Origin of the sequence: Streptomyces iconiensis (genome assembly GCF_028657195.3) — a bacterium.
Classification (GTDB): Bacteria; Actinomycetota; Actinomycetes; order Streptomycetales; family Streptomycetaceae; genus Streptomyces; species Streptomyces iconiensis.
This window is the reverse complement of the sequence record NZ_JANCPR020000013.1, coordinates 114,482-127,231: the sequence shown is the minus strand read 5'-3', so window position 1 is coordinate 127,231 and position 12,750 is coordinate 114,482. Positions and strand designations below refer to the sequence as shown.

At 70.0% G+C, this 12,750-nt stretch carries 8 protein-coding genes and 1 tRNA gene; 6 read left to right on the top strand and 3 right to left on the bottom strand.

The window, feature by feature from the left end; genetic code table 11:
* Positions 1-105: 105 nt before the first annotated feature.
* Positions 106-1,023: a DUF4429 domain-containing protein gene (locus tag NMN56_RS15440; protein WP_274043825.1), complete on the top strand. Its 918-nt coding sequence runs from the start codon at positions 106-108 to the stop codon at positions 1,021-1,023.
* Between the two features lie 226 nt (positions 1,024-1,249).
* Here the strand turns inward: NMN56_RS15440 and NMN56_RS15435 are convergent, their stop codons facing one another.
* Both NMN56_RS15435 and NMN56_RS15430 read right to left on the bottom strand, forming a co-directional pair.
* Positions 1,250-2,884 (bottom strand): beta-N-acetylhexosaminidase, encoded by a 1,635-nt coding sequence (locus NMN56_RS15435; RefSeq protein WP_274043824.1) that lies wholly within the window; start codon positions 2,882-2,884, stop codon positions 1,250-1,252.
* Positions 2,885-3,327: 443 nt separating this feature from the next.
* Complete coding sequence (locus NMN56_RS15430) at positions 3,328-6,090, bottom strand: M4 family metallopeptidase (RefSeq protein ID WP_274043822.1); 2,763 nt, start codon at positions 6,088-6,090, stop codon at positions 3,328-3,330.
* Positions 6,091-6,324: 234 nt separating this feature from the next.
* Here NMN56_RS15430 and NMN56_RS15425 point away from each other — a divergent pair, with 234 nt between their 5' ends.
* Both NMN56_RS15425 and glmS read left to right on the top strand, forming a co-directional pair.
* Positions 6,325-6,603, top strand: a complete 279-nt coding sequence (locus NMN56_RS15425) for a hypothetical protein (protein WP_274043821.1) — start codon at positions 6,325-6,327, stop codon at positions 6,601-6,603.
* A gap of 85 nt (positions 6,604-6,688) precedes the next feature.
* Positions 6,689-8,518 carry a glutamine--fructose-6-phosphate transaminase (isomerizing) gene (glmS, locus tag NMN56_RS15420; protein WP_274043820.1) on the top strand — a complete coding sequence of 610 codons (1,830 nt, stop codon included), beginning with the start codon at positions 6,689-6,691 and terminating at the stop codon, positions 8,516-8,518.
* A gap of 385 nt (positions 8,519-8,903) precedes the next feature.
* Here the strand turns inward: glmS and NMN56_RS15415 are convergent, their stop codons facing one another.
* On the bottom strand, positions 8,904-9,425 hold the full coding sequence (locus NMN56_RS15415) for a universal stress protein (RefSeq protein WP_274043819.1): 522 nt from the start codon (positions 9,423-9,425) through the stop codon (positions 8,904-8,906).
* A 1,188-nt stretch (positions 9,426-10,613) separates the two neighbouring features.
* Here NMN56_RS15415 and NMN56_RS15405 point away from each other — a divergent pair.
* The 3 genes from NMN56_RS15405 (at position 10,614) to NMN56_RS15395 (ending at position 12,718) form a co-directional block, all read left to right on the top strand.
* Positions 10,614-11,924, top strand: a complete 1,311-nt coding sequence (locus tag NMN56_RS15405) for a helix-turn-helix domain-containing protein (RefSeq protein ID WP_274043818.1) — start codon at positions 10,614-10,616, stop codon at positions 11,922-11,924.
* Positions 11,925-11,952: 28 nt separating this feature from the next.
* Positions 11,953-12,564: an oligoribonuclease gene (orn, locus tag NMN56_RS15400; protein WP_274043817.1), complete on the top strand. Its 612-nt coding sequence runs from the start codon at positions 11,953-11,955 to the stop codon at positions 12,562-12,564.
* A gap of 81 nt (positions 12,565-12,645) precedes the next feature.
* Positions 12,646-12,718: transfer RNA gene (locus NMN56_RS15395), tRNA-His, on the top strand.
* Positions 12,719-12,750: the final 32 nt, after the last annotated feature.

Genomic DNA, 12,750 nt, shown 5'->3' with positions numbered 1-12,750 from the left:
GAACCGGGCGGACGGCACGGTGCCCGAACCGCTCGGACGGCAGCTGAAGCGCTCGGAGGACTTCCGGGGGATGACCCCCGGAGCGGCAGCCGAAATAATCAGCCTATGGCGGAAATCCTCCAGCGCGCCGGTACCTGGTCCTTCGACGGCGAGACGGTCAGGATCGTGCCCGGAACCGAGCGGCATGTGCACCAGTTGCGCAAGGCCCTGGGTGAGATCGCCGTTCCGCTCCAGGCCATCGCCGGTATCGCCTACGAGCCGGGCGGTCGTAAGGGCGGCAGACTCCGGCTGCGGCTGCGCGACGGCGCCGATCCGCTCTCCCAGGTGGCGAGCGGCCGGCTGCCCGACGCCTCGGACCCCTACCAGCTGGCGGTGGAGAAGGACCGTACGGGCGTGGCCGAGTACGTCGTCGAGGAGGTACGCAACGCGCTGCTGCTGGATGAGGTGCCGGACTCGCCCTGCGACCGCTATCTGCTGCCGGGCCCGCCCGTTCCGCTGACGGCGGCAGGCGCGGACGGCACCGCGTCCTTCGACGGGGAGCGCATCCAGATCGAGTGGAACTGGATGGCCGAGCAGAGCAAGACCTCGGGCGGCCCGCGCCGCTTCGCGCTCCAGGAGCTGGAGGGCGTCGACTGGACGCCCGCGATCGGCTGGGAGAGCGGCAGCCTGCGGTTTCGGCCCAAGGGCACCCATCCGACGCTCAAGCCGCAGCACGACCCCAACTGCCTGAGCCTGTGGGGCGTACGCCAGGCGCGCGAGACGGGTGGCTCGGTGCTGCTGGCCGCCGCGATCGTGGCCCGCCTCCCGCATCCCCTCGCCCCGGACTCGGCATCGGCATCGTCGTCGGGTCCCGTGGGCCCACAGGACGCGGCGCCGGGTTCCGCGCTCCCTTCCGCCCCCGAAGAGGCCGACCACGACCAACTGCTGCGGCGACTACGGGAGCTGGGCGAGCTGCATATGAGCGGCGTGCTCACCGACGAAGAGTTCCGGTTCGCCAAGAAGGCGGTCCTTGACCAGTTCTGACCGCACGAAGGCGGCACCGCGCCTGATGCCTAGGCCGATGCCCCGCCCCCGGTCCAAGTCCCTCCACCCGACCGACAACGCCAAGAGGCGCCCGCATCGTGCGGGCGCCCCAGGCTCGCTTCACACTCAGCTCACTCGGCTCGCTCCCGGCTCGCTCAGCTCGCTACCGCCCCGTGCACCTCACGGCGCAGAACGGGCGCTGCGCCTCCAGAACAACCCTGCCGGCTCACTTCCCCGGCCACGGCACCTGCGGCGACTTGTAGTAGTCGATCCCCAACTGGTCCCAGCGGGGCGCCTGCTGGGCAACCCGCTCCTTGTAACGGCCCCAGTCGTGGGTCGAGGCGGGGGACCAGCCCAGTTCGGCGATGCCGGGGAGGCGGGGGAAGGCCATGAACTCGACCTGGTCGCTGGTCGAGAGCGTCTCGGACCACAGTGGCGCCTCCACGCCGAGTACGGAGCCCTCGGGCACGCCCTCCAGATACGTTCCCGGGTCCCAGTCGTAGGAGCGCTGGACCTCTACGAAACCGGCCCAGGACAGGCCGAGCGGCGTGTTCTTGTCGTACTTCATGTCGAGGTACGAGCGGTCCGCCGGCGAGATGACGAGCTTGGTGCCCTTCTTCGCCGCGTCCACCACCTGCTTGCGCTCCTCCGCGCCGGTCTGGTCGTAGCCCCAGTACTGCGCGACGGTGCCCTTGGCAGGCGAGGCGGCGATCTGGTGCCAGCCGATCGCGGTCTTGCCGTACTTCGCGACGACGGGCTGCACCCTGTCCATGAACGTCACGTAGTCCTCATGGCTGGTGGAGTGCGCCTCGTCACCGCCGATATGGATGTAGGGGCCGGGCGTCATGGCCGCCAGTTCCCTGATCACGTCGTCCACGAAGTCGTACGTACGCTCCAGCGGTACGCACAGCGAGCTGAAGCCGACCTCGGTACCGGTGTACAGGGGAGGGGCGACGCCGTCGCAGTTCAGTTCGGCGTAGGAAGCCTGGGCCGCGTTGGTGTGGCCCGGCATGTCGATCTCGGGGATCACCGTCAGCCGGCGGTCCGAGGCATAGCGGATGATCTCCCGGTAGTCGGCCTTGGTGTAGTAACCACCGGGGCCGCCACCGACCTGGGTGCTGCCGCCGTACTCCGCGAGCCGGGGCCAGGAGTCGATGGCGATGCGCCAGCCCTGGTCGTCGGAGAGGTGCAGATGCAGCTTGTTGATCTTGTAGAGGGCGAGTTGGTCGATATAGCGCTTGACCTTGTCCACGGAGAAGAAGTGCCGTGAGACGTCAAGCATCCCGCTCCGGTACTCGTAGCGCGGCTTGTCCTTGATGGTGCCGCCGGCGATCTGCCAGGGCCCCTGCTGCCGCTCACGCGCCTCGATCCGGGCCGGCAGCAGCTGGCGCAGGGTCTGTACGCCGTAGAAGAGCCCGGCGCCGCCGCGCGCGCTGATCACGGCGGCGCGCTCGCTCACATCGAGGCGGTACCCCTCCTCGCCGAGCTTGTGGTCCCCGCCCAGCCGCAGCTGGATGCCGTCCCTGCCGGGGCGGGTGGTGACCGGCAGCTTGTACCCGGTGGAGGGGCGCAGCAGTTCGGCGAGCTGTTCGGCCGTCCTGCGCGCTTCCCTGACCTTGCCGTGCGGGCCGCCCGAGACCCGTATCGCGGTCTTGGATGTGAGGGTGAACGGTTTGCCCTTGGCGCGCACGGAGGCGGGGGCCGGAATCACCTGGTCCAGGGGCCTGGGCCCGGTGGCGTTCCGGCCGGAGTCCCGGCCGGCGTCGGGTCCCGCCGCCGCGCCCGCCTGGACGGCGGGGAGCGAGGTGACGGCGAGGAGCGAGGCGCAGATCAGCAGGAGCGGTCTGAGTCGTCGTCTCATGCAACGGTCCCTTCGGAGTCCCAGTGGTGGTCCGGGTCTTTCCTTACGGCGGTCGCGCACTCTCAACGGATGCCATGGGCAGGGCATTTCGCATAGTGCCTGCCGGGGCCCGCGCGCCGAAAGGGGGCGATGCGGCGGGTCCCCGGCAGGCAGCTACACCTCAGCCCCTCACGAGGGCTTCACGCGCGGCCGTACGGGAGCGTGCAGCCGGTGCTGCGTGCGGCCGTACGGATCGTGCAGCCGTACGGCCCGTACTCGGATCGTGCGGCCGTACGGCCCGTACTCGGATCGTGCGGCCGTAAGGCCCGTACGGGGTCGTGCAGCGTGCAACCGGTACTGGCCACACAGCCACGCGCCCCTGCGCCCCTGCTGCCACGCGGCCACGCACCCGGCACCCGGCACCCGGCACCCGGCACCCGGCACCCGGCACCCGGCACCCGGCCTCAGCATGTCCCGGCGGGCGCGGGGCGGGTGACCAGGTCGGTCTGGCCGCCCGTTCCGTCGATCCACAGGACCTCCGTTCCGGAGTCGGCCGCGGGAGCGACCTGGGTACCGCGGTTGCAGGAGACCCGTACGGGCTCTGCCCCGCCGCCCAGCGGCACCTGGTGCAGCTTGGCCAGGTTCTCGTTCGTCCACTCCTGGCCGCCCTTGGCGTTGACGTAGGTCACGGCCTCGTCGGAGGCGGTGAAGGCGGTCGAGACGGGTGCGTAGGGAGCGTCGGCGGGTACGACATCGACGATGCCGGAGCCGTCGAGCGCCCCGGAACGTATCGCGGTCTTCGTACCGGCGCCCTGTGCCCGCTCGGTCCACAGGACGCGGTCACCCACGGTCCGGGTGGCGCCGATGAGCGATGCCTTCTCGCCACTGGGGTCCTGCGGCGGGTACTGCGCGATGACCTTGCCGCGCTTGATGTCGTAGACGGTGGGCGCGAACACGAGGCCCTTGTCGCCCTGCCAGTACTCGGTCCACACGAGCGTGCCCTCGCGCATGTCGACGCCCCACGCCTGGTGCCCCTTGGGCAGCGCGATCTTCTTGGCGGTCTTGCCGCCGCGCGCGAGGTGGACTGCCGATTCGCCGGTGGTGAAGTCCCAGCCGGTGAAGGCGACGTCGTAGCCGTCGACGACGATGTCCTCCGGCTGGACGGAGGCCGAGGCGAAGACGCTCCTGGGCTTGCCGCTGTCCAGGCGCCGCGTGAGAACGTCGTAGGACTGCGCGCCGCCGTCCTCACCGATGGCCATCCACGCCCCGTACGTTCCGTCCGTCGCGGGGAACTCGTGCCAGCGCCCGTCGTCCGGGCTCAACCGCCGTGGCGTGCCCTTGCCGTCGGTGCGGCCGGTGTAGACGGACGGCAGTTGGGCGCCGGTCGCGTCGGAGTTGGAGAGCACCCAGCGGCCTTCGCGTGCCGAGGGGGCCGCGAAGCTGGAGGTGACGTTCGGCAGCACGCTGCGCGAGTCGATGCCGAGGTGGTGCTCCCAGTCCTTGTGGATCATGTGCCCGTCGAACGCCGCGGTGATCTTCTGTACGTCGGCCAGGCCCAGGTCCATCGCGATGGCGGCGGCGACGACGGCGTTGCGCCCGTCCATGAACGTGTCGAGCGGCGTCATGTACTCGGTGAGCGCCTTGTAGACCACCTTGTCGAGCGTCCTGGGGTCGAGCTGCTCGCGCATGTCCCACAGGGCTCCGGAGAAGATCGTGGAGTTGAGGTGCACTCCCCCGCTGTCCTGGCCGACGGTGACGCCTATGTAGTCGTCCATCGCGTTGCGCCCGTCGTTCATGTCGCGAATGCTGCACTCAGCCGGCGTTCCTGTCTTGCACAGGTCCTCGCCGACCAGCCCTGCGGCCGGGTCCGACATCGGGGTGCCCTTGGCCTCGACCTCGATGGCGTTGCCGAAGTAGTCGGCTATCGCCTCGTTCATGGCGCCGGACTGGTTCATGTAGAGCAGGTCGGCGCTGCGTTCGATCACACCGTGGGTCATCTCGTGGCCCGCGACATCGAGCGCCGCTGCGAAGGAGTGGTAGTCCCCTCCGCCGCCGTAGACCATCTTCTGGCCGTCCCAGAAGGCATTCGCGTACGGGCCGCCTCCGGCCGACACATTGACGACGGAAGTGATCGTTCCACCCTTGCCGTCGATACCGTCACGCCCCAGCTCGGACTTGTAGAAGTCGTACACACGGGCCGAGTTGAGATGCGCGTTGACGGCGCCCGACTGCCCCGCCGACTCCGGGTAGGCGGCGGTGGGGCTGCTCACGGGCGCCATGCCGGCGGGCATCTTCCCGAGGAAGTCGGTGTAGTTCCTGCCCCCGGCGTCGTAGGTGTCGATACGGGAGCCGCGTGTGAGGTCGGACATGCGGTACGTGCCGTCGTCCTGCCGCGCCGCGTCAAAGGTGACCGCCTCGCCCCGTACGTCCTTGCCCGTCGCCTTCGCCGGCGTCTCGGCGGGCCGCACCGTGTCGTACGAGAGGACGACGGCGCCCTTACGCGCGTCCACATAGACCTCACGCACCACGGGCTCCCCGCCCGAGAGCACCCGCACGGTGTGGTGCCGCGCGAGCCTGCCCTCGTCGGCTGACGCCGCTCCATCCGGGGAAGCCGCCTGGGACAACGCTCCGTCCGGCAGCACAACGAGTCCCCTGTCCCGCACCGTGGCGGCGGCACGCTGCCGGGGGTCCTTCAGCGTCGTCCGCGCGATCGCGGCACTGCGCTTCGCCGCGACGGTCGCCCGGGTCGGCGCTGCCAGCTCCGTGTAGTAGGCACCGCCCACACCGGTGACCTCGCGCGCCGCGCCCTTGCCCGACAGGTGGACGAGGTAGTGCGCGCCCAGGACGGGCACGCCGTGGTGGAGCTGCTGGAAGCGGACCGTCGAACCCTCGGTACCAAGGGTCAGCAGCGCCCCGTCGTCTGCCGCGACGTGGTAGCGGTCACGGTTCTCGTCGAGGTACGTCCGCGCGGCCTCGGTGGCCGTGGCGCCGGGCGCCGCGTCGTCGAGGCCCGTCACCATGCGGGGCGCGGCCGTGCCCTGGCCCGCGATCTTGCCGGGCAGGGGGTCGGGCTCGGCGGCGGTCGAACCGGACCCCAGGGGTCCGGCCAGCGCCTGCGGAACGGTCAGTGAGACGACGAGGGCCGCCGCGGCCCATGCCGCGGCGGCCCTTGGGCCCTTGGTCTGTAAGGAGGGAGAAGAGGGCGAGGAACGTCTGTGCCGGAACACCTGGCCTCCAATGGGCTCCAGTGGGACGGAAAGGCACGTGCGTGGGCTGACGGCCTCACATCCTGATGGGTCTAGACCTGCCGGAGAACCTTCGGCACACGCCCGTCCAGAACTGGTCCGTACCAGGCCGGTATTCGCCCCTCGGGCGGCCGGTCTCACCCATCCACCCCGCCGCCCTGCCCGGAATCGGGCAGATTTCTTGCCATTGGCCCGGAGACCCCGCAGTATCGACGCGTGCTCGAAGCCCGAACCGCGGTCCACGACGACCTCATCGACCATCTGGTCCGTACGACATCGCTCCAGCGCGGCGAGGCGGCCCGGGTCGTCCTGGACGTTCTGGCGTACTTCGACGAGACGGCCACGGAATTCGTCCGCCGCCGTCACCGCGAACTGCGGTCCAGGGGGCTGAACAACGCGGAGATCTTCGACGTGATCGAGGCCGAACTCCCGCATCGCGCCGTGGCACCGCCCGAGCTGTCCCTCAGACAGCTGCGCCGCATCGTCTACGGCTGAGACCCCCGGTCGAGCCCACCCTCACGGGCACAGAGCACCAAAGAACGACACAAAACGGCACGACGGAGAGGCAGGCACCCACAGCATGTGCGGAATCGTGGGATATATCGGCAAGCGTGACACCGCCCCGCTGCTGCTGGAGGGCCTCCAGCGCCTGGAGTACCGCGGCTACGACTCGGCCGGGATCGCCATCCAGTCCGGGGGCACGGGCAAGGGCGCCGGGGGCCTGAAAACGGCCAAGACCAAAGGCAGGGTCCGCGACCTGGAGGACCGTATCCCCAAGCGGTTCACCGGCACGGCCGGCATCGCGCACACCCGCTGGGCCACCCACGGCGTGCCCAACGACGTGAACGCGCACCCGCACCTCGACCCGCTGGAGAAGGTCGCGGTCGTCCACAACGGCATCATCGACAACGCCTCCGAACTGCGCGCCAAGCTCAGCGCCGAGGGTGTGACCCTGGTCTCCGACACCGACACCGAGGTGCTCGCCCACCTCATCGCGCGCTCCGTGGCCGATTCCCTGGAAACCCGCGTCCAGGAGGCGCTGCGGCACATCGAGGGCACCTACGGCATCGCCGTGCTGCACGCCGACTTCCCCGAGCGCATCGTCGTCGCGCGCAACGGCTCCCCCGTCGTCCTCGGCATCGGCGAGCACGAGATGTTCGTCGCCTCCGACGTCGCCGCGCTCGTCTCGCACACCCGCCAGGTGGTCACCCTGGACGACGGCGAGATGGCCACGATCAAGGCCGGCGACTACCGCACCTACACCACCGAGGGCTCCCGCACCTCCTCGTCCCCCGAGACGGTGGAGTACGCGGCCGAGTCGTACGAGCTGGGTGACCACGACACCTACATGCACAAGGAGATCGGCGAGCAGGCCGACGCCGTGGACCGCGTGCTCGCCGGCCGTATCGACGACCGCTTCGCGACCGTGCACCTCGGCGGCCTCAACCTCGACCCGCGCGAGGCACGCGCCGTGCGCCGGGTGAAGATCCTCGGCTGCGGCACCTCGTACCACGCGGGCCTCATCGGCGCGCAGATGATCGAGGAGCTGGCCCGCATCCCCGCCGACGCCGAGCCCGCGAGCGAGTTCCGCTACCGCAACCCCGTGGTCGACCCCGACACCCTCTACATCGCCGTCTCACAGTCGGGCGAGACCTACGACGCGCTCGCCGCCGTGCAGGAGCTGAAGCGCAAGGGCGCCCGCGTCCTCGGCGTCATCAACGTCGTCGGCTCGGCCATCGCCCGCGAGGCCGACGGCGGCGTGTACGTACACGCGGGCCCCGAGGTCTGCGTCGTGTCCACGAAGTGCTTCACCAACACCGTCGTCGCCTTCGGCCTGCTCGCGCTCCACCTGGGCCGCATCCGCGACCTGTCGGTCAAGGACGGCAAGCGCATCATCGAGGGGCTGCGCAAACTCCCGGGCCAGATCGCCGAGATCATGGAGTCGGAGCCGGAGATCAAGAAGCTGGCCCAGGAGTACGCGGACGCGCAGTCGATGCTCTTCATCGGCCGCGTGCGCGGCTACCCGGTCGCGCTGGAGGCGTCCTTGAAACTCAAGGAGGTCTCCTACATCCACGCCGAGGCATACCCGGCTTCCGAGCTGAAGCACGGCCCGCTCGCGCTCATCGAGCCCGCGATGCCGACGGTCGCGATCGTCCCGGACGACGACCTGCTGGAGAAGAACCGCGCGGCGCTGGAGGAGATCAAGGCACGCAGCGGCAGGATCCTGGCCGTCGCGCACCAGGAGCAGGAGAAGGCCGACCGCACCATCATCGTCCCCAAGAACGAGGACGAGCTGGACCCGATCCTGATGGGCATCCCGCTCCAACTCCTCGCCTACCACACGGCGCTGGCACTGGGCCGCGACATCGACAAGCCCCGCAACCTCGCCAAGTCCGTCACGGTGGAGTGATACGGGAGACACAGCGGGTACCCCGGATGCGTCAGCCCAGGGGGCGTACGCCCACGCCCCCTGCTGACGCGGCAGGGCAGCAGAGCTGACGCGGCAGGACCACAGAAATGGGCGGAACCCCGCGCGGGCCACCAACCGCGCGGGATTCCGCCTCCCCTGTGCCGGCGTCGCCCATTACGCCGGCGGGTGGGCCGCCGTTCGGGACCGTCACCTCCCGCCCGGCAGCACGTCCTGGGGTCACGTTCGTCCGTGTGCCCTCTGTATGCCCCTCACAAGCGCACAATCCACCCCTACGGCTGGGTAGATTTATCGACCGTCCGCTACTGAAGAACCCGTACACGTCACGGAGTTGGGACCCCGCACTCCTGAGCACCGCGGAGACGCGTCATGGCACCACGACGACGGGTCGCTGGGCCCGGCGCGCGAGACGTCCCGCGACGGAGCCGAAGAGGCGCCCGACGAGGCCGTGCGTGGAACCGACCACGATGGCGTCGGCCGCGTACTCCTTGCCGACCTCTTCCAGCTCGTGGCAGATGTCGCCGCCGCGCTCGACAAGGATCCAGGGGACGTCGGAAAGGTGCTCGGCGCAGGCGAGTTCCAGCCCCAGGACCTCGGTGCGGTGGTCCGGAACGTCGACGAAGACGGGTGGCTCGCAGCCCGCCCACACGGTCGTGGGCAGTCTGTTGGCCACATGGACGATGATGAGTCCGGAGCCGGAGCGGTAGGCCATGCCGATGGCATAGGCCAGCGCTCGCTCGCTCGACATGGAGCCGTCGAAGCCCACCACGACGCCATGCTGGAAGGCCGGGTCGCAGGAGTGGCGTGCTTGGTCCGCCGCTTCGGGAGTCGCTGTCGGATCGGCGATCTGCCTGCGGTCTGCTGGGTCAGGGATCTCGTGTCCAGCCATGAGTTGTCTCGGCGAAGGAGTCCTCTGTGCAGAGGGACGACGGACGGCTTGCGCTCTCTCAGGTTGCTCGATGCCTGCACGAATGACGACCGGGAATCGACTTCCCAATTCCCCTACCCCAAGGGTACGGCGGCACTCCCCCCTTGCCCAGTGCAGGCGAGGTGGTCACCGGTCGCGCGTTGACCCCGGAGCATGCCTGAGCGCGCGCCCCAGCGCAATGCCGCGTTACGCCCCTTACGCGCGGCCTTGACACGGCGCGCAGTGACCGGCGCCTCCGGGGCGCGTTGAACACCACGTGCCCGGCCCCCCACGCGTCACTCGCGGCGCACCCCTCACGCGGCGTACCCCCGCGGCCACTCCCCGGATCCCTTCCAGGACCGCGCCCCGGGCTGCCGACCCCGCGAGCGACGTCGTGCGCTGGGGAGCGTTCAGCAGCGCGCTCGTTCCCGTGGTACTGCTCGCATGCGGCTCCTCGCCGGAGGGCGCGCTCGGGACCGCGGCAGGGCTCGCCGCCGTCACGGCCGCGTGCCGGGCACTGCTGCGGCGTGCGGCACGGGGAGGCCGGCCCCCGGGAGCCAGGCGGGTGGGGCCGCACAGGGGGCGGCACAGCCGCACGGGTTCGGGTGCGCACAGAGGGGGACGGCGCACGAGCCAGTTGTAGGGGACGGCGCGAAGCTGCGTGCGGGAGCACATCACGGCCAGAGGAAAACGGAAGCGCAAACACACACGGTCATGCGTGGCGCCGCGGTAGGGGCGATCTCGGCCGACTCTTCGCAGCATGCGCCCCTCGGGCACCTGGGATCACCGGCGTGCGCCCCGTGAGTGACCGGATCGCACATCTGATCCCCCACTTTTTTCGGCCAACTTACGGCCGACTCCCAGCCCTTGTCCTGACCCCGCCCCAACCCCCCTGCCACCAGCGACGAAAGGAGCGCGGCGCGGGTGTGCACCCTACGGTGACGGGGCAGAGACGGCATGCGCACTTCCCAGCAGAGCCGTTGAGTGAAACGCTTCGTGATCGAATGCTTCACGCCAAGTTGCCTTGTCGACATAACGTCGGATGCCGAACTTGCACCGCCAACCTCATCCGACGCAGTAGATTCGATCTTGGCTTTCGCTGCGGGGGAAGAGCGGGGGAGATGTGCATGGACCGAGAGGAACACAACGATTGAGGGGGGCTTAGTTCCAATGAGCCAGGACTCCACGAACGGCCCAGTTGAGACCCGCAAGCTGGCCGCGCGCCGCCGGCGCGAGATCGTGGCGGTGTTGCTCTTCAGCGGTGGTCCCATCTTCGAGAGTTCCATCCCGCTCTCCGTCTTCGGAATCGACCGCCAGGACGCAGGAGTTCCGCGCTACAGGCTTCTGGTCTGCGCGGGCGAGGACGGACCGCTGCGCACCACAGGCGGGCTCCAACTGAGCGCGCCGTTCGGGCTGGAGGCGATCTCCCGTGCGGGCACGGTCGTCGTCCCCGCCTGGCGCTCCATCACCCAGCCACCACCGACCGCCGCACTGGACGCGCTGCGCCGCGCGCACGAGGAGGGGGCCCGAGTCATCGGGCTGTGCACCGGCGCCTTCGTACTCGCTGCGGCCGGACTACTCGACGGGCGTCCCGCGACCACACATTGGATGTACGCGCCGACGCTCGCCAAGCGCTACCCCGCCGTCCACGTCGACCCGCGTGAACTGTTTGTGGACGACGGCGACATCCTCACCTCGGCAGGAACGGCAGCCGGCATAGACCTATGCCTGCATGTCGTCCGCACGGACCACGGCGCCGAGGCGGCGGGAGCCCTCGCCCGGCGCCTCGTCGTACCGCCCCGCAGGGGCAACGGCCAGGAGACCGGTGGCCATCCGCGCCATCTGGACCGCTCCTTACCGGAGGAAATCGGCGCCGACCCGCTGGCCGAGGTCGTCGCATGGGCGCTGGAACATCTCCACGAGCAGTTCGACGTGGAGACGCTCGCCGCGCGCGCTTACATGAGCCGCCGCACCTTCGACAGGCGCTTCAGGTCTCTTACTGGGAGCGCTCCACTCCAGTGGTTGATCACCCAGCGCGTGCTCCAGGCGCAGCGGCTGCTGGAGACGTCGGACTACTCCGTCGACGAGGTCGCCGGCCGCTGCGGCTTCCGCTCCCCCGTCGCGCTGCGCGGGCACTTCCGCCGCCAGCTCGGCGCCTCACCGGCCGCCTACCGTGCCGCTTACAGGGCACGTCGGCCGGACGGCAGCGAGGGTGCGGACGGCGCCGAGGGCGCGCTCCGGCTGTCCCAGATGCACGTCGGCCACCCCGGCACGGAGCCGGGCACGGCGGGCGGCCCTGGTGCGGCGGGAGGCTCCAGACCGGACCCGGGCCGCGAGCCACGCGACCAGCGTCCGGTACCGGGGCACAGGGAGCACCGGGATCCCAGGGAACAGCGGGAGCACCGGCCGGATCCGGGTAAGCCGGAATCGGATGTCTACGCCCCCAGGCTCCCGGGGCAGCGGGGCCGCGGTCCAGGGTGAAGGCACTGGGTCACGTAGTGTGAACCGCATGAACGATCGCATGGTGTGGATCGACTGCGAGATGACCGGGCTCTCGTTGGCCGACGACGCGCTCATCGAGGTGGCCGCCCTGGTCACGGACTCGGAGCTGAACGTACTCGGGGACGGCGTGGACATCGTGATCCGCCCTCCGGCCCCCGCTCTGGCCGCGATGCCGGAGGTGGTGCGCGAGATGCACACCACCTCCGGCCTGCTGGACGAACTGGACGACGGCACGACGCTGGCCGACGCCGAGGCCCGGGTCCTGGAGTACGTACGTGCCCACGCGCCCGAGCCGGGCAGGGCTCCCCTGTGCGGCAACTCCGTGGGGACCGACCGCGGCTTCCTGGCCCGGGACATGTCGGCGCTGGAGGGGCACCTGCACTACCGCATCGTGGATGTCTCCTCGGTCAAGGAGCTGGCACGGCGCTGGTACCCGCGTGCCTACTACAACAGCCCGGAGAAGAGCGGCAATCACCGCGCGCTGGCCGACATCCGCGAGTCCATCGCGGAGCTGCGCTACTACCGCGAGGCGGTCTTCGTCCCGCAGCCAGGACCCGATTCGGACACCGCCAGGAAGATCGCCACCAAGCACGTGCTGCCGCCGGCGGAGCACCCGTAAACGTGTGCGCGAGCACCCCGGCGAACCCTGTACACTCGTAACGGCCGGTGCGGGGAGAAAACCTCGTCAGCACTGGTCATGGTGGTCGTAGCTCAGTTGGTAGAGCACCTGGTTGTGGTCCAGGAAGTCGCGGGTTCAAGTCCCGTCGATCACCCTTCAAGAGAAAGCCCCCGACCCGGGGAAACC

What these genes read in the sequence shown, in the direction of transcription:
- NMN56_RS15405 (WP_274043818.1), top strand. Translation starts at nt 10,614, where the DNA reads ATGAGCCAGGACTCCACGAACGGCCCAGTTGAGACCCGCAAGCTGGCC.
- NMN56_RS15415 (WP_274043819.1), bottom strand. Translation starts at nt 9,425, where the DNA reads ATGGCTGGACACGAGATCCCTGACCCAGCAGACCGCAGGCAGATCGCC.
- orn (WP_274043817.1), top strand. Translation starts at nt 11,953, where the DNA reads ATGAACGATCGCATGGTGTGGATCGACTGCGAGATGACCGGGCTCTCG.
- NMN56_RS15440 (WP_274043825.1), top strand. Translation starts at nt 106, where the DNA reads ATGGCGGAAATCCTCCAGCGCGCCGGTACCTGGTCCTTCGACGGCGAG.
- NMN56_RS15435 (WP_274043824.1), bottom strand. Translation starts at nt 2,884, where the DNA reads ATGAGACGACGACTCAGACCGCTCCTGCTGATCTGCGCCTCGCTCCTC.
- glmS (WP_274043820.1), top strand. Translation starts at nt 6,689, where the DNA reads ATGTGCGGAATCGTGGGATATATCGGCAAGCGTGACACCGCCCCGCTG.